Raw genomic sequence first — 15,250 nt, forward strand, 5'->3', positions numbered from 1 at the left:
ATGTCGGCCGCGATCATCGACGGGAAGGCGGCCGCCCAGGCACTTCGCGACCGGATTGCGGACGAAGTCGGTCGTTTCCGTTCTGCCACCCGCCGCGCGCCGGGCCTCGCCGTCGTGCTGGTCGGCGAGGATCCGGCAAGCGCGGTCTACGTCCGCTCCAAGGGGAAGGCAACGATCGCCGCCGGGATGGAGAGCTTCGAGCACCGGCTGCCCGCCGATACGTCGGAGGAGCATCTTCTCGCGCTGGTCGAGAAGTTGAACCACGATCCGACGGTCGATGGCATCCTCGTCCAGCTGCCGCTGCCGGCGCAGATTGACGAAAGCGCGATCATCCTCGCGATCGACCCGGACAAGGACGTTGACGGCTTCCACCCGGTCAACGCCGGCCGGCTCGCGACCGGGCTGCCCGGCTTCGTGCCCTGCACGCCGCTCGGCTGCCTGAAGCTGCTTCAGGCGGCGCTAGGCGATCTCAGGGGCAAGGAGGCTGTGGTGGTCGGCCGCTCCAACATCGTCGGCAAGCCGATGGCGCTGCTGCTGCTCGGCGCCGACTGCACCGTCACGCTGGCTCACAGCCGAACCCGCGACCTCCCTGAGGTCGTGCGCCGCGCCGACATCGTGGTCGCCGCGGTCGGCCGGCCCGGGTTGGTCCGCGGCGAGTGGATCAAGCCGGGAGCGGCGGTGATCGACGTCGGCATCAATCGCACCGAGGGCGGGCTCACCGGCGACGTCGACTATCCGGCGGCAAGCGCGGTCGCCGGTGCGATCACCCCAGTCCCAGGCGGGGTCGGGCCGATGACCATCGCCTGCCTCATCCGCAACACGCTGGTGGCCGCCGCGCGTCGTGACGGCCACCTGCTTCCGGCTGACCTGTGATCCTGGCGCCATTGCTCGCGGTGGGCCTCGGCGCCGCGGCACCCGACCCGGTCAGCGTCGAGCGCGCCTTCGCCGCAGACGCCCGCAAGCTCGGTCAATGGACCGCCTTCCGCTCTTATGCCGCGCCCAACGCAGTGATGTTCGTCCCGCAACAGGTCGAGGCGGATCGCTACCTCCGGGGCCGTGCCGACCCTCCGTCCCCGCTCAGCTGGCAGCCGGTAGTCAGCTTCCAGTCCTGCGACGGATCGCTCGCAATCGACCAGGGACCTTGGCAGGACTCGGGTAGCCGTTTGGGCCGCTTCACCACCGTCTGGCTGCGGGCCGAGACCAGTGCCGGCCGCCGCTGGATGTGGGTCTATGATGGCGGGGAGACGCTTACCCGGCCACTGGCCAGGGCTGCCCGCGCGGTCGGCCGGCGTGCGTCTTGCACCGCCCTGCCGGCAAACGTGCCCGACGCGGACAGCCGCGAGCAGGGCTTCCTGCCCCCGCCGGATGCGCCGATGCCGACTGCGCAGGCCCATCATTCGGCGGATTACAGTCTTCGCTACGCCTACTGGAGCGACGCTTCCGGACGCCGGACCTTCCGCGCGTGGCTCTGGAAAGGACGAGCCTGGCAGCTGATCATCGACCAGAAGATCGCGGCTTGATGTTCGCGCTGTTCAGTTCTGCCTTCGTCACCTTCCTGGTGATCATCGATCCGCCCGGCTGCGCCCCAATCTTTGCCTCGCTGACCAACGGCGCCAGCATGGCGCAGCGGCGGCGCATGGCGATCCGCTCGAGCCTGATCGCCCTCACCATCCTCGTCTTCTTCGCGCTGCTCGGGGAGGCGCTGCTGCGCCAGCTCGGGATCACTCTCGCCAGCTTCCGACTGGCCGGCGGCATCATGCTGTTCATCATCGCGCTGGAAATGGTGTTCGAGAAGCGTACCCAGCGGCGCGAGGAGCGCGCGCGGTCGATTGAGCAGACCCCCGAGATCGAGGACATCAGCGTCTTCCCTATGGCTATCCCGATGATCGCCGGTCCGGGATCGATCGCCACCGCCATGCTTCTCACAGGTCGTGCCGAAGGACTGACGCAGACGCTGGTCGTGCTTGCAGCCATGACGCTGGTGATCGGGCTGACGCTGCTGTCGCTGCTCGCTGCGGGACCGCTGATGCGGCTGATCGGCCCCAAGCTCGAGGCGATGATCACCCGTATCCTTGGGGTGATCCTCGCTGCACTCGCCGCCCAGTTCGTTGTGGACGGGCTGAAGCAGAGCTTCCCGGCGCTGCTCCGCTAGCCGCTCAGCCGACCACCTTCCACATCTTCATCGGCCAGTCCTTGCCCAAGTCGATCGGCTGGAGCCAGGCCGGGACCTTGCCCGCGGCAAGCTGCATATAGAAGCCCTTGGGGGTTTCGGCGGCGTAGATGGTGGACTGCGACATGTTGGGACAGATCAGCACATAGTCGCTGTGCGTCCGGCGGGCGATTTCGTGTGCCTCGGCTTCCGAGTTGCGGAAGAAGTGCTGCGCGTCGAGGATCGCTGGTCCGTTGCGGTGGTAGGGACCGGCGATCGAGCTGTGATGGGTAACCGCGATGAGGCGAGGAGCGAGGTCGACGAAGGTCATCACCGTCCCGGCCGGCTGCAGCGCCACAGGGTGCATGGCTGCCATCGAGTTGCAGCTTCCGTTAGCCCGATTGATCTGGCGTTCGCGCGGACTGGTGGTCTTCTTGGGGATCTGATCGATCACGGCCGGAATCGCCGCGCCTGCGCCGATCAGAAGCGCTGCGCTGGTCCCGAGCACCACCACCGCAGTGTTCTTGGATTTGAAGGCGCGCGGGGCGAGCAGCGCGATGATCGCCGCGCCGCCAGGAATGGCGAGCAGCTGTGCGGCAGGTCCGGCCCGGGTCTGCCAGAATAGCAGCAGCGTAGCGACGACGCAGATGGCGGCACAGGCGAGGACTCGGGATAGCAGCGCCGGATCGTTGCGACGAAACCAGGCGAGCAGCGCATAGCCGACGCACCCGGTTGCCGGCATGGCCATGATCAGCCAGGCGATCTGCCGATCTTGCTTGTAGAAGGGGCGGGCCTCACGGACGTGGCTCAGCCACAGCTGATCAACCTCCGGTGAAACGCCTTCAAGCCGCTGCAGACAATGCGGCCACATCAGCGCATGGAAAGCCGCAATCACCAGCCCGGCCGCCACCGCGGCGCCGAGCCGGATCGTCCGCCGCTCGGACCGCAAGCGCGAAAGCCCGAACATCAGGACGCCGGCAATCACCGCGTCGGACAGCCACACCGGCGACAGCGCATCGCAGACCGGTGCTCGGTTGGCGTAGGACGCGAAGGCCGCAAAGCCGATCGCCGTGCCCCCGGCCAGCGCAACGGCATAGCTGGCGAGCCGCTCGCGCTCCTCATCCTGGCGGTGAACCCAGAACAGCACCACCGCCATCCCGGCAATGGCGAGATAGATGATCATCTCGAGCCCGATCGCCAGCGAGATGGCGGTTGAGATGCCGAGTACCATCCCGCCACGCTGAGGGCGGGGATCGGCCAGCCCGGCCATGCTCAGTGCAAGCAGAGCGAGCTGCCAGTTGTGGTGGTCGATTCGGGTGGGCACGAACATGCCATTGGTCGAACCGGCGAAGAACAAACCGAGCAGCGCGGCAAGGAAGGCGGCCGGGGCGACCAGCCGGCGCGTGACCAGCGCCAGCGATGCCATCAGCAGCGAATAGGGGATGAGCGGAGCGATCGCGATCGCCGCCTTTTCCGCGGTGGCGCCACTCACGAACCAGCGCCCAACCACGATAATCGCGGCGATCGGCAGGTCGACGATCCGGGACCAGTGAATGTTGGCGCCGGTCGGAGGGCTCAGTCGATACTGACGGAGGTCGTACCAGCCCTGCCCGTTCAGCCAGGCGCGGACCTCCATCATCCGCATATTGTCGTCCGTGTCGCCAAGCGCGAAGGCGTTGATCCCGCCCCAGCGCTGATAGAGCAGCCAGGCGCAGGTCGCCACGAAGGCCAGCGCAACCACCCACCGCCAGTGCCGATCCGCCCAGCCGACTACCCGCTCCATTGCCTTCCGACCCCGAATTTGCTTCTCGCGCGCTCTAGCGCCTTGCCCCCTTTAGGACAAAGCCGAGTGATTGACCGCTTTCCAATCTTTAACCGACTGCCGCCCGAACGACAGGCCGTCCTCCTCCAACTGTTTCGCTTTCTCATCAGCGGAGGATTGGTGACGGCGCTCGGCGTCGGCATCTACTCATTCATTGCCCTGGTCTTGCGCTGGCATCCACAGCTCGGCAATTTCCTGTCCTATCTCATGGCGATGGGGGTCGGCTATTTGCTCCACAGCAAATGGAGCTTTAAGGGACATGGCAGCGAACGGACCGGGGCTACGCAGGTCCGCTTCGTCAGCGTCTCGCTGCTCAGCCTCGTGCTCAACAGCCTGTGGGTCTGGTTGCTGACCAGTCACTACCATCTGCCGGCGTCGTGGCCGATCCTGCCGATGCTGTTCGTGACGCCACTGGTGACCTTCACCTTGAACAGGACCTGGGTCTTCGCCTGATGGATCGCACAATCTACGACCGAATGGCCGAGAGCGACGAGCAGCATTGGTGGTATCGGGCGCGAAGGCAGATTCTCGCCGAGCTCATCCGCCGGGAAGTGCCAGTGAATGTTGGCGGGCGGGTGCTCGAGATCGGCTGCGGAACCGGGCACAATCTGCCCATGCTGGCCGAGTTCGGGTCCGTCGACGCGATCGAAGTGGACGAGCAGGCCCGAGCGCTTGCCACGAACCGGCTCGGGCGACCGGTAGGAGCTTCGCCGCTACCGGCACTCCAAGGCGTTCCCGACCGAAGCTATGACCTGATCGGCGCCTTCGATGTGATCGAGCATATCGAGGACGATCACGCCGCCCTGGCGAACATCGCGGCGAGGCTGCGGCCCGGTGGACGCTTCGTCCTCACGGTGCCCGCGCACCAGTGGATGTGGTCGGCTCACGACGTTCTCAATCACCACTTCCGCCGCTACTCGAAGCGAAGTCTGCGCACGCTGATCGAGGACTCACCGCTGCGGCTCGAAAAGATCGGCTACTTCAACAGCATCCTGTTCCCGCTAGCGGCGGCGTCGCGCCTGGCGGGCAAGCTGACCGGCAAGGAAGACAGCGACGACAAGGTTCCGCCCGCGCCGGTCAACCGGCTGTTCGAGGCGATCTTCGCCAGCGAGCGTCACTTGATCGGGAGGATTTCCCTTCCGACCGGCGTGTCGCTTTTCGCGGTGTGCAGCGCCACCTGACCCAGCCGGCCGACCTCGGTCCCACGGGCATTGGCGATATCCTGGACGATGTAGAGCGGCCTGCCCTTGGCCTGGCTGTAGAGCCGCCCGAGATACTCGCCCATCATGGCGAGCACGAACATCTGCACCGCGCCGAGCACGACCACGACCAGCATCAGCGAGGTCCAGCCCTGGATGTTGCGGCCGGCAATCCAGTTCACGAGAATATAGAAGACGATCAGGACGGACCCGAGCGAAAGCAACAGCCCCGCGTGGCTGGCGAGCTTGAGCGGCGCCGACGAGAAACCGGTTAGCGCGTCGAAGGCGAAGCGAAGCATCTTGGCGAGTGGATATTTGGTCTCGCCGGCCAGCCGCTCGTCACGAGCATAAGGGAACGGAACTTGGCGGAAGCCGATCCACGCGACCATGCCCCGGATGAAGCGTGCCTGTTCCGGCATCGACAGCAGCACATCGAGTGCGCGGCGGGTCATGAGGCGGAAGTCGCCGGCGTCGAGTGGAATATCGACCTCGGTCGCACTGGCCAGCAGGCGATAGAAGAGATGGGCCGTTGCCTTCTTGAAGTGGGACTCGCCTGCACGACTGGAGCGCACGCCGTAGACGACGTCGGCGCGCTCGCATTCCATGACTTCCATCATTTCGGGCAGCAGCTCGGGAGGGTCCTGAAGGTCGGCATCGATGATCAGGATCCGCTCGCCCTGCGCCAGATCAAGCCCGGCCGTGAGCGCCAGCTGATGCCCATGATTGCGCGATAGATTGATCGCCTTCAGGTGGGGATCGGTCGCAGCGATCTCCGACATGATGCGCCAAGTCCGATCGCGCGAGCCGTCATTGACCAGAATGAGCTCGTAATCCTGGCCGACAGCGCTCCGGGCGACCTTGGTCAGGCGCTCGTGCAGAGCCGGGAGACATGCTTCCTCGTTGAAGCACGGCACCACGATGGAAAGGCCGATCATTGAAACTCCAGTCAGGTCCGTGCCGCTGAGTAACGGTAGAGGAAGCTTCCGGGTCCACTCCATACCAATTGCCAATCACGCAGGACACGCGTGTCGAACGGACCGGGATCGATCAGCCAGAGATAGTCGAAGGCGCCCGCCGGGATCCGCGGGATCGATGTGTCGAGCGTGCGGGTGCGGCGATGGCGGGCACAACGCTGCGCGGCCACCAGTTCGCTTTCGTCCACGTCGAACGGCCGCGCTTGCGGATAGTGGATGGTGAGAGGGTTGCCGCCTTCCATCACCCACTGGTCGTTTGAAAAGCCTTCTCGCCGGACGGTGACCATCGACGGTAGGTGATCGTTGCGGGTGAGCGCCCATTGTCCGCAGCGGCTGACGAGGGAAACGACCCGGGCGTACCGCGGAACATGGTCGAGCGCAGCCAGCTTGGCCTGCTGATCGAAGCCAGCCATCGCGAGGCTGGTGGTCACTGTAGCCGTTCGGGCTAGCACGAAGGCTAAGCCGACAAATGCCAGTGTCCGCGCCAGCCGGAGATCGGTCTCACGTTTGAAGCGGATGGCGAGCACAGCGATCGCCGCGGCGAACGGGGCCAGCCGCATGTCCGCATAGGCGGACCCGAAGATCATGCGCGGGAGAACGATGAACGCCGCTGCTAGCAGCAGAGTAGAAAAAGCGAGGTTCCGCGAAAATGTTAGCTTGGGGACTACGATCGCGAGGAACAGCAGCAGCCCCACCAGCGCGGCGCTGGTCTGGTCCCAAATGATCCAGCGGTCGCGGAGGATGCTGTTGAGATATTGGAGCTTCTTGCTCCACGCGAAGAAATCGATGGTGCTCCCGCCGGCCGACGAGCGCCACAGCAGCATCATGACGACCGGCAGCGCCAGGCAGGCTGCCTGCAGCGCGGCCCGGTAGGCAGCCTGCCACCATGGACGACCTTCGTCATGCTGGCGGACAGCTTCCGCCGAGAAGGCCAGGAGCCCGAGCACGCCCCAGCCAAACGTATGGGCGACCCAGACCACACAACTGATGGGTGCGAATAACGCGAGCCGGAGCCGGAAACGTCGCTTTCGCGCCAGTCTCAACCAGAAGCCAAAGGCGAGGAACGCCAGCGCCATGGACAAGGCGAAGTTCACGAAACCGAACAGGAAGGGATAGCTGTAAGCGAAGGGGATCGCGAACAGCACGGTGGGCGGCAGACGGTGGTGGACTTCGCGCGCAACCCACAGCATGCCTGCAACCGTCATCGCCGGGATGGACAGGATGATCAGCTTCACCGCTGCTTCAAGCCCGATCAGCTTGGCCAGGGGATAGACCAGCAGGTCGACGCCGAGATTGCCGATCAGCTTCAGATCATAGCCGTACCAGCCGGCGAGCGGACTGGGGTGCCCAACCGCGAGCGCGACCCGGTACCGCCCCATGTGCGCCGGCAGGTCAACCAGCGGCGGCACGGTCGGATAGAGCAGCGGGACCGTCGAGAGCAGGATGAGGAACACCACGAAGGGCCGCGTTTCCCACCAGGGGCGCGGACCGGTGACCGTGGCGGCAATCGGCGCTGGCGGGTTCATGCTCGCGCCCGCCCCTGCCATAGCCGGCATCGCGGTTTCAATCCGGGAGCGTTCAAGATTCATACAGCGCACCGCCGCTAGTCGGCTCGGCCTGTGTTGAGGAGTTACAAAGATGAAAAAGCTGGTTGCCGGTACGCTCGCCTTCAGTGCCGTTTGGGCGGCTGCCGGGGGCGCTGCAGCAATGGTGCTGGCCCAGCCGATGGCTGGCGAGCGCTCTCACGAGACCGCGGGCGGGCGAACCATGGCGCGAGCCGACGTGGCCCAGCATGTTCAGCAGCTTTTCGCCCGCTTTGATGCCAACCATGACGGGGTGCTCACGCCTGACGAGATCGCCGCGGCGACCGGCGGGGGAATGCGCGGCGGCCATGGCCGCGGCGGAGCGGATGGCGAGAGTCGAGGCCGAGGCATGGGCGGCATGGGCGGCATGGGCGCTCGCCTCTTCGCCATGGCCGATGCCAATGGCGATGGCCGTGTCACGCTCGCGGAGGCGCAGGCCGCCGCGCTGGCTCACTTCGACATGATGGACGCCAACCATGACGGCCTGCTCACGCCCGACGAGCGGCAGGCCATGCGCCAGAAGATGATGGACATGCGCAACGGCAACTAGGCCGTCGCGCAGATCGAAGAAGGCCCGGCGCGCCAGCGTCGGGTCTCTTTGCATTCGGCTCAGGTCAACTCGCGATAGCGGCGCTCGGCTTCGAACATATAGTCACGGATCAGCGGCAGCGCATGACGGTCGCGGACATACTGCACCTGGAAGTTGTTCATTGCGCCATTGTCGAAGGCGACGATTCCCGCTGCGAGATAGAACTCCCACATGCGGAAGAACCGCTCATCGTAGAGAGCCACGATCTCCGCTCGCTTTTCTTTGCAGTTCTTGAGCCAGTGACGGAGCGTGTAGGCGTAGTGCACGCGGAGCGTCTCGATGTCCGTGACAATCAGCCGGACGTCCTGAGACGCCGCGTTCAGTTCCGACAGCGACGGCAGGTGATAGCCGGGGAAGATCCACTTGTCGGTAAATGGGTCCGGCCCGCTCGAGTTGCCGTACTTGCCGATCGTGTGCAGCAGCATGACGCCGTCGTCGGCCAGCAACTCGCGGCACTTGGCGAAGAACTCGTGGAAATGTGCCGCGCCGACATGCTCGAACATGCCAACAGAGACGATGCGGTCGAAGCGTCCGTCGAGCGAACGATAGTCGATCAGCTCGAACTTGACCCTGTCGGCAACCCCTGCCTCTTCTGCCCGTCGCCGAGCAACTGCCAGCTGCTCGGTCGACAATGTCACGCCAAGCACATCGACGTCGGCGACCTTGTTCAGGTACAGCGCCATGCCGCCCCAGCCACAGCCGATGTCGAGCACCCGCTGCCCTGGCTTCAGCCACAGCTTGGCGGCGATGTGCGCTTTCTTGTCTCGTTGCGCCTGCTCGAGGCTGTTGGCCGGATCGGTGAAGTAGGCGCAGCTGTATTGTCGGTCGGCATCCAAGAAGAGGTCGTAGAGCCGGTCATCCAGGTCATAATGGTGCGCGACGTTCTTGCGCGACTTGGCGGCATCGTTCCGACGAAGCAGCTTCTTGAGCTTGCTCAGCTTGCCCTTCTTCAGCTTCCCCTTGTGCCCGCCGGCCTCGAAGCGATTGGCGCCGACAACCATTTCGAGCAAATCGAGGATCCCCCCGTGCTCGATGCTGATCCGACCATCCATATAGGCCTCGCCGATCTTGAGGCGCGGATTGCGGACGATGTCGAACAGAACCCGCTTGTCATGTAGACGGACGGTAACGGACCGGCTGCCGTCACCGCCGCCGTGCGTCTCGCGGCTGCCGTCCGGCTGGATCAGGGTGATGCGGCCGGTTGGCAGCAGCTGGTCGATGAAACGGCCGATAATGCTCATGCGCGGACGTGATAGTTTCTCCGCGAAGCCGCGCAAGTTACCGCGGGGACAGGGCCCAGCGGAGCGTCTTGGCAAGCCCCAGCGTCGCCCCTGAAACGGCCGGCCGGGCGAGACCGGACGAACTCAGGCGATGCATCCGGCGCGCCCAGTCGGGCATTAGGTCGATCGCCGCGCGCGAAAGCAGGAACTGAACCGGACGGTCGCGCAGCCGGTCCACCTTCGGCTCGAGGATCGCATGGCGGATCGCCACGGTCCGCTGGTCCGCGCGGAGCTCGTTTCGGTAGTCCCGCATCAGTTCGCTTGCCGCCTCGACCGAACGCGGGATCGGATCGGCGCCAAGCCGCTCGGCAATCGGCGCCACGTCCGACCAGTATCGATCCTGGTCCGACATGCTCATGTCAGGCTCGCCGAACCTCTTCCACCCGGCCAGGAACATGGCGGAACCGGCAAGATGCACCCAGGCGAGCAGCCGCGGGTCATTGGCGTCATAGGTCGTGCCGTCCTGGAGGATCCCGTTCACCTGGTCATGGATCCGCCGAACCCGCGCGATGGCCGCCTCCGCGTCCGCTTGGCGCCCATAAGTCGTGACCGCAATGAAGCGCGCCGTGTTGCGCAGCCGTCCGTGCATGTTCTGCTCGAACTCGCTGTGATCCCAGACCCCCGCGAGCGCACCGGGGTGGAGCATCTGCAGCAGCAGCGCGGCTACGCCGCCGACCATCATCGAGGTCACGTCGCCATGGACACGCCAGGCGACCGATCCGGGCGGCACCAGCGCCTCGTGCGAGCGAACGATAGGCTGCTGACCGCGTGAACGGTCGTTGAAGAAGTCGACAACCTCGCCGGCGATCCGACGGCGCAGCTGTTCGGTTGGAGGGAGCGCGCGAGTGGCCATCAGCAACTGAACGCGGGAACGGCCAACGCGCTCCGGCTCAGGCGTAAGCCCGCCAGAAGAAGACAACCGTCGTCGCTGCAGTCACCAGCAAGGTCCAGGCGCGCACCGCTCCGTTGGGGAGCCGCTTGCCGAGATGCGCTCCAGCCCAGCCGCCGACGATGCTACCGGCCAGCATCGCCAGGCACGGCGGCCATACCACCATCGCGAAGGACACGAAGACGATGGCCGCCGCCGCGTTGGCGACTGCCAGCATGGTGGTTCGCGGGGCGAACAGGCTGCGTGGATGCAGCCCCGCCAGCAGTCCGTAGGTCGCGGTCATCATCAGCCCGACACCGCCGCCAAAATAGCCACCGTAAATGCCGAGCAGCGCCTGAATCCCAACCAGCGTGCAACGCTCGATACGGACCCGAGCGGCAAGCCATTCCGCGGCCCGCTTGCCAGCAGCCAGCACCACCAAGGCGTAGAGCACCAGCCAGGGAATGATGAGGTCAAAGGTCCGGGTCGGCGTCATGACGAGGAGCAGGCTGCCGATCAGCCCGCCGCCGAAGTTGACGATCGCCAGCAGCTTCCAATCGACACCGCCGACCGGCCCGAGTTCGTCGCGGAACGCCCAGGCGCTCGCCGCGGCGCCGGGCAGCAAGGCCACATTGGACGTCGCGTTAGCGGTGTTGGCCGGCAGCCCGATGGCGAGGAGAGAGGGCAGGGTAGCGAAGGTACCCCCACCCGCCAGCGCGTTCATCGCGCCTCCGACCAGCCCGGCACCGGCGACCAGCGCCAGCCCGGCAAGGTCAGCCAATCGCGGCCAGCTTGGCTTCGGCCTGACGGTCCAGCTCGGCCCGGCTGCGCTTCTCGGCGGCGGTCTTGAGCTGGCCGCAGGCAGCGTCGATGTCGCGCCCGCGCGGAGTCCGCACCGGCGCCGAGATGCCGGCCTCGAAGATAATATTGCTGAATGCCCGAACCCGCTCCGGCGTCGAACATTCGTACGGCGCGCCGTCCCACGGGTTGAACGGGATGAGGTTGACCTTCGCGGGCAGCCTGAAGTGACGGATCAGCCGGACCAGCTCGCGCGCATGCTCGTCGCTGTCGTTCTTGTCCTTCAGCATCACATATTCGAAGGTGATGCGGCGGGCATTGTTCGCACCGGGATAGTTGGCGCAGGCCTGAAGCAGTTCCTCAATCCCGTACTTGCGGTTCAAGGGCACGATTTCGTCGCGGATCTCCTTGGTCACCGCGTGCAGCGATACCGCGAGATTGACCCCGATCTCCTCGCCGCAGCGCTCCATCATCGGCACCACACCCGAGGTCGACAGCGTGATCCGCCGCTTGGAAAGGCCCAGCCCGTCTCCGTCCATGACGATCTTCAGCGCGTCGCGGACATGCTCGAAATTGTAGAGGGGCTCGCCCATGCCCATCATCACGATGTTGGTGAGCATCCGTCCCTCGGGCTGGCTGGGCCACTCGCCAAGCGCATCACGGGCGAGCATCACCTGCCCGACGATCTCGTTCGGCTCGAGATTGCGGACCAGCCGCATCGTGCCGGTGTGACAGAAGCGACAGTTCAATGTGCAGCCGACCTGGCTGGAAACACACAGCGTTCCGCGGTCCGCATCCGGGATGAACACCATCTCAAAGTCGTGACCATCGCGTGTGCGGAGCAGCCACTTGCGGGTGCCATCGGTGGAGACCTGAGCTTCGACCACCTCGGGCCGGGTGATGGTGAACCGCTCGGCAAGCCAAGGCTGCTGGGCCTTGGCGATGTCGGTCATCTCAGCGAACTCGGTTGCGCCCCGGTTATAGGTCCAGTGCCAGATCTGCTTGGCGCGGAGCTTGGCCTGGCGCGGCTCGAGACCGGCCTGCTCCAGCATCGCGCGTATCTCTTCGCGCGGCCGGCCCACGAGATTGGGTCGCTCCTCGACCGGCGACGGGCGGGGAATTGGCACGGGATCGACCGGGCCGGGAATCGGCATCAAGGCAGTATCGGCGCTCATGGCAGGGAGGCCATGTAGGCGAGACGACCCGCTTTTGCCAGTGTCAGCGGCTGCAGGTGGCTGCCGCGGAGTCGATCGCCGTCGCGGCTCCTCCGAGGAGAAAGCGATCGCTGTACCCGCCGCCGCCTTGGGCGCGATAGCTGAGCTTCGCAGCGCCGCCTGACCGCAGGCTGACGAGAATGGCCGCATCTTGGGCGGAGTCCCGGCTCCACGCGCGATCGCCGGACGCGAGGAGCAGGAACGGTCGTTCTCCGACCTGCAGCAGCGGCTGAGATCCGTTGCGTACCAGTCGACCCAGACGCACACTCACCTGGCCGCGACGCGTACCGCCGCGGTCGAACGCGACGGCGATGGTCGGCTGGACCTTGCCGCGCGGCGCCACCAGCTCCGAGCGGGCCATTGCAAGGCAGCTCTGTCCCGACGTGAGTGCGGCCCAGTTCGTGCCAGCGTAGATCGGAGTCGCCGTTGCCAGCAGCAGGAGAATCGAGCCCATCTGCTCTTCTAGCGCGGCAGCAGCCCAGCCGTCAGCAAGGCACCGCTGGCAATGGCCACGCCATAGGGAATGCCACCGCGTCGACGCAGCACCACCACCCTGTCCCTGGCACCCGCGCCCCACGGCACCAGCCGCACCGCAAGGATGATCATGGCGAGAAGACCGCCGGCCAACAGGGTCAGCATCAGGAAGCGCCAGGCGCCATCGAGCGAGAACCACAGACCCGCTGCGGCGAACAGCTTGACGTCCCCGCCCCCAAACTTGCCCGCGGCGAAGATCGGTAGGCCAACGCCCAAGAGCGCCGCGAACACGAGGAGGTTCTGCCACAGCGACGGTCGCGGACCGGCGAGCCATGCCGCGGCGAATGCGGCGGCGATCAGGCCGAGACAGGTCCAGTTGGAGATGCGCAAGCGCCAGCTGTCCTCGACCGATGCCAGGACCAGGAGCAGGACGAAAAGTCCGGCAAGCCACGTCGGGGCGACGAGAGGAAGGTTCATGGGGGCGGTGGTCCTAGGCGAGCAAGGTTGTTGGCCGCGCGCAGATAATAGTCGGGGCGAGCCTCGATGGCGCGGGCAAAAGCCGCACGGGCGCGGTCTCGCTGTCCGTTACGATCAGCGACCACCCCGGCATCGTTGAGGCGAGCCGCATAAGCTTCGTCGGCCTCGCCGGGCCGGCGACTTGGCAGGTCCGCGGCGGCGGCAGTGCGGGCCAGTTCCAGGTTGTCGCTGATCCGCTGCTGCTCGGGTGCCAATGCAGCGGCGTGCTCTAGCCAGCTGATCGCTTCTGCAGGCCGGCCACGCAGCAGCAGCGACCAGCCCCGATTGTTGAGCGGCTCCATCCGTTCAGGCGCCAGGCGTACCGCAGCCGCGTAGCAGCGGTCGGCGAGCGCCCAATCGCCGCTCCTATCGGCTAGGCTGCCCCGGGCGTTCCACGCGCGCCAGCCTGCTGCAGGTGCCGCGACAGCCTTGTCGAGGAGAATCGTGGCCCATTCCGGCTGGTCGCTGCGAAGCGCCGCGATTCCTGCGCGTTCGAACAGCTGCGGGTCGCTTGGATTCCGCTTCAGGAGCAGCTGATAGGCGGCGAACGCCTCGCTGTCTTCGCCGCGCGCAAGGGCAAGGTCCGCCAGCAGGCGGTCGAGCCTATCTCCGGCGGCACCCTCCGCGACGGCGGCGCCGATCATCAGGCGGGCTTGCTCGACCCGGCCCGCCTCTAGTGCATGGGCCGCCTCGGCAAGACTCGTCGAGACTCCCGGCGCTGCCGACACCGGCGCGCCTGCCAGTACGAGAAGTGCCGCAATGAGGCTCACGACGACCGAAGCAGCTTGCTCCCCGCCGCGTCACGGGCAAGGATCAGCGTCATTCCAGGATCGGCAGACAGCTGCTGCCGCACCGTTACGCCAAACTGCGCCGCCAACCGCAGCGCCTCGGGGCGGCGGGGGGCGGGGTACAGAATAAGGGTAGCCGTCGCGGTCCTCGGGGCATTGCCGATCGCGATGTTGCGCCAGCCGCGCTGTTGGAGCCGCAGCCGGGTCCGCCGCGCCAGCCCTTCGATCCGGCTGGCGTTGAGGAGGGTCAGCACCGGCCCGCGAGCCCGCGCTCTGGGCAGCACGAAGGTGGCGCTGCGGGCCCCGACGCGGACCGGAACCGCCGCCCACAGCGGACGCGAGCCGGTGACCAGCGCGACCTCGCCGAGCGAAAGCCGCTCAAGCCTCGCCGGCGGGAGGGCCGGCGCGGCCGCGGCGAGGCGGACCGTGACGCTTCGCGCAGTGGGCGGCGGGGAAGCTTCCGCCGGACTTGCCGCCGCCGCTGCTGCAGCAGCAGGGACTGGGTTCGGAGCCGGAACCGGGATTGGCAGCAGCGCGGCGACCGTTCCCCGCTCCGCCGCTTTGAGCCGGGCCGCATATTCCGACTGCAGCGCCGCCGCCTCCCGGGTCCGTCCCTGCAGGGTGAGCGAGAGCGCCAGGTTGCGGTAGAGCCGCGGATCGCCCGGAGCGATGGCAAGCGCGTCCTCATAGTAGCGGCGCGAAAGATCGAAACGGCCCATCCGGTCGTAGCAGGCCGCCATGCCGTTCAGCGCGTCGACGCTGGTCGGATCCTCGCGCAGCCCCTTGCGGAAGGCTTCAAGCGCCAGCGCCACATTGCCGAGCGCGAACTGCGCCCGACCCTCCGCCACGCGGACGTTGAGCGGCTGCTCGCCCGCTGCCAGCGGGCTCGCCCCGAGCGGACGCACGGCGACTGGGTCGCCGGCCCCGGCGCAGGCCGCCAGCGCACCCGCGCTCGCCGCCAGGAGAGGCCATGGAGCCCACCGCATCATTCACCCC

The 15,250-nt window shown here is 66.5% G+C and carries 17 protein-coding genes; 6 read left to right on the forward strand and 11 right to left on the reverse strand.

What is annotated here, in order from left to right:
- From folD to HMF7854_RS01680, 3 genes are read left to right on the forward strand one after another with little or no spacing between them, the layout of a single operon-like run.
- Window positions 1-873 (forward strand): bifunctional methylenetetrahydrofolate dehydrogenase/methenyltetrahydrofolate cyclohydrolase FolD, encoded by an 873-nt coding sequence (gene folD, locus HMF7854_RS01670; protein WP_126717518.1) that lies wholly within the window; start codon window positions 1-3, stop codon window positions 871-873.
- Window positions 870-1,520 (forward strand): hypothetical protein, encoded by a 651-nt coding sequence (locus HMF7854_RS01675; RefSeq protein ID WP_126717519.1) that lies wholly within the window; start codon window positions 870-872, stop codon window positions 1,518-1,520. Before folD ends, HMF7854_RS01675 begins: the two co-directional genes overlap by 4 nt.
- Complete coding sequence (locus HMF7854_RS01680) at window positions 1,520-2,152, forward strand: MarC family protein (RefSeq protein WP_126717520.1); 633 nt, start codon at window positions 1,520-1,522, stop codon at window positions 2,150-2,152. Before HMF7854_RS01675 ends, HMF7854_RS01680 begins: the two co-directional genes overlap by 1 nt.
- A gap of 4 nt (window positions 2,153-2,156) precedes the next feature.
- Here HMF7854_RS01680 and HMF7854_RS01685 read toward each other — a convergent pair whose 3' ends face one another.
- Entirely contained in the window at window positions 2,157-3,932 is a 1,776-nt protein-coding gene (locus HMF7854_RS01685; protein ID WP_126717521.1) for an AcrB/AcrD/AcrF family protein, read from the reverse strand.
- A gap of 66 nt (window positions 3,933-3,998) precedes the next feature.
- Between HMF7854_RS01685 and HMF7854_RS01690 the strand changes: the two genes are divergently transcribed.
- Together HMF7854_RS01690 and HMF7854_RS01695 are read left to right on the forward strand one after the other, a co-directional pair.
- Window positions 3,999-4,424, forward strand: a complete 426-nt coding sequence (locus HMF7854_RS01690) for a GtrA family protein (RefSeq protein WP_275401996.1) — start codon at window positions 3,999-4,001, stop codon at window positions 4,422-4,424.
- Complete coding sequence (locus HMF7854_RS01695) at window positions 4,424-5,152, forward strand: class I SAM-dependent methyltransferase (RefSeq protein ID WP_126717522.1); 729 nt, start codon at window positions 4,424-4,426, stop codon at window positions 5,150-5,152. Before HMF7854_RS01690 ends, HMF7854_RS01695 begins: the two co-directional genes overlap by 1 nt.
- Here the strand turns inward: HMF7854_RS01695 and HMF7854_RS01700 are convergent.
- Together HMF7854_RS01700 and HMF7854_RS01705 are read right to left on the reverse strand one after the other, a co-directional pair.
- The gene (locus HMF7854_RS01700) at window positions 5,086-6,105 is read right to left on the reverse strand and encodes a glycosyltransferase family 2 protein (RefSeq protein WP_126717523.1); all 1,020 of its coding nucleotides are present in this window, start codon (window positions 6,103-6,105) and stop codon (window positions 5,086-5,088) included. The two genes, HMF7854_RS01695 and HMF7854_RS01700, sit on opposite strands and share 67 nt — an antisense overlap.
- Window positions 6,106-6,116: 11 nt before the next feature.
- Complete coding sequence (locus HMF7854_RS01705) at window positions 6,117-7,691, reverse strand: hypothetical protein (RefSeq protein WP_185829117.1); 1,575 nt, start codon at window positions 7,689-7,691, stop codon at window positions 6,117-6,119.
- 91 nt (window positions 7,692-7,782) lie between these two features.
- Between HMF7854_RS01705 and HMF7854_RS01710 the strand changes: the two genes are divergently transcribed.
- On the forward strand, window positions 7,783-8,277 hold the full coding sequence (locus HMF7854_RS01710; RefSeq protein WP_126717525.1) for an EF-hand domain-containing protein: 495 nt from the start codon (window positions 7,783-7,785) through the stop codon (window positions 8,275-8,277).
- Between the two features lie 59 nt (window positions 8,278-8,336).
- On the opposite strand, the gene HMF7854_RS01715 is transcribed toward HMF7854_RS01710, so the two are convergent.
- The 8 genes from HMF7854_RS01715 to HMF7854_RS01750 are packed head-to-tail and all read right to left on the reverse strand — an operon-like array spanning window position 8,337 to window position 15,243.
- The gene (locus HMF7854_RS01715; RefSeq protein WP_126717526.1) at window positions 8,337-9,557 is read right to left on the reverse strand and encodes an SAM-dependent methyltransferase; all 1,221 of its coding nucleotides are present in this window, start codon (window positions 9,555-9,557) and stop codon (window positions 8,337-8,339) included.
- A gap of 37 nt (window positions 9,558-9,594) precedes the next feature.
- On the reverse strand, window positions 9,595-10,449 hold the full coding sequence (locus tag HMF7854_RS01720; protein WP_126717527.1) for an oxygenase MpaB family protein: 855 nt from the start codon (window positions 10,447-10,449) through the stop codon (window positions 9,595-9,597).
- A 37-nt stretch (window positions 10,450-10,486) separates the two neighbouring features.
- Window positions 10,487-11,245, reverse strand: a complete 759-nt coding sequence (locus HMF7854_RS01725; protein WP_239016790.1) for a sulfite exporter TauE/SafE family protein — start codon at window positions 11,243-11,245, stop codon at window positions 10,487-10,489.
- Window positions 11,238-12,437, reverse strand: coding sequence for a dual-specificity RNA methyltransferase RlmN (rlmN, locus tag HMF7854_RS01730; RefSeq protein ID WP_239016791.1), 1,200 nt, complete (start codon window positions 12,435-12,437; stop codon window positions 11,238-11,240). Before rlmN ends, HMF7854_RS01725 begins: the two co-directional genes overlap by 8 nt.
- 43 nt (window positions 12,438-12,480) lie before the next feature.
- Complete coding sequence (locus tag HMF7854_RS01735; RefSeq protein ID WP_126717528.1) at window positions 12,481-12,930, reverse strand: hypothetical protein; 450 nt, start codon at window positions 12,928-12,930, stop codon at window positions 12,481-12,483.
- Window positions 12,931-12,938: 8 nt separating this feature from the next.
- Window positions 12,939-13,427, reverse strand: coding sequence for an A24 family peptidase (locus HMF7854_RS01740; protein WP_126717529.1), 489 nt, complete (start codon window positions 13,425-13,427; stop codon window positions 12,939-12,941).
- On the reverse strand, window positions 13,424-14,236 hold the full coding sequence (locus HMF7854_RS01745; protein WP_126717530.1) for a tetratricopeptide repeat protein: 813 nt from the start codon (window positions 14,234-14,236) through the stop codon (window positions 13,424-13,426). The genes HMF7854_RS01740 and HMF7854_RS01745 overlap by 4 nt, the downstream gene beginning before the upstream one ends.
- A complete protein-coding gene (locus tag HMF7854_RS01750; RefSeq protein ID WP_126717531.1) occupies window positions 14,233-15,243 on the reverse strand; it encodes a LytR C-terminal domain-containing protein in 1,011 nt (336 codons plus the stop codon). The genes HMF7854_RS01745 and HMF7854_RS01750 overlap by 4 nt, the downstream gene beginning before the upstream one ends.
- Between the last annotated feature and the right edge of the window lie 7 nt (window positions 15,244-15,250).

Origin of the sequence: Sphingomonas ginkgonis (assembly GCF_003970925.1) — a bacterium.
Taxonomy (GTDB): domain Bacteria; phylum Pseudomonadota; class Alphaproteobacteria; order Sphingomonadales; family Sphingomonadaceae; genus Sphingomicrobium; species Sphingomicrobium ginkgonis.

What these genes read in the sequence shown, in the direction of transcription:
- HMF7854_RS01685 (WP_126717521.1), bottom strand. Translation starts at nt 3,932, where the DNA reads ATGGAGCGGGTAGTCGGCTGGGCGGATCGGCACTGGCGGTGGGTGGTT.
- HMF7854_RS01735 (WP_126717528.1), bottom strand. Translation starts at nt 12,930, where the DNA reads ATGGGCTCGATTCTCCTGCTGCTGGCAACGGCGACTCCGATCTACGCT.
- folD (WP_126717518.1), top strand. Translation starts at nt 1, where the DNA reads ATGTCGGCCGCGATCATCGACGGGAAGGCGGCCGCCCAGGCACTTCGC.
- HMF7854_RS01740 (WP_126717529.1), bottom strand. Translation starts at nt 13,427, where the DNA reads ATGAACCTTCCTCTCGTCGCCCCGACGTGGCTTGCCGGACTTTTCGTC.
- HMF7854_RS01715 (WP_126717526.1), bottom strand. Translation starts at nt 9,557, where the DNA reads ATGAGCATTATCGGCCGTTTCATCGACCAGCTGCTGCCAACCGGCCGC.
- HMF7854_RS01700 (WP_126717523.1), bottom strand. Translation starts at nt 6,105, where the DNA reads ATGATCGGCCTTTCCATCGTGGTGCCGTGCTTCAACGAGGAAGCATGT.
- rlmN (WP_239016791.1), bottom strand. Translation starts at nt 12,437, where the DNA reads ATGAGCGCCGATACTGCCTTGATGCCGATTCCCGGCCCGGTCGATCCC.
- HMF7854_RS01695 (WP_126717522.1), top strand. Translation starts at nt 4,424, where the DNA reads ATGGATCGCACAATCTACGACCGAATGGCCGAGAGCGACGAGCAGCAT.
- HMF7854_RS01750 (WP_126717531.1), bottom strand. Translation starts at nt 15,243, where the DNA reads ATGATGCGGTGGGCTCCATGGCCTCTCCTGGCGGCGAGCGCGGGTGCG.
- HMF7854_RS01705 (WP_185829117.1), bottom strand. Translation starts at nt 7,691, where the DNA reads ATGGCAGGGGCGGGCGCGAGCATGAACCCGCCAGCGCCGATTGCCGCC.
- HMF7854_RS01710 (WP_126717525.1), top strand. Translation starts at nt 7,783, where the DNA reads ATGAAAAAGCTGGTTGCCGGTACGCTCGCCTTCAGTGCCGTTTGGGCG.
- HMF7854_RS01680 (WP_126717520.1), top strand. Translation starts at nt 1,520, where the DNA reads ATGTTCGCGCTGTTCAGTTCTGCCTTCGTCACCTTCCTGGTGATCATC.
- HMF7854_RS01720 (WP_126717527.1), bottom strand. Translation starts at nt 10,449, where the DNA reads ATGGCCACTCGCGCGCTCCCTCCAACCGAACAGCTGCGCCGTCGGATC.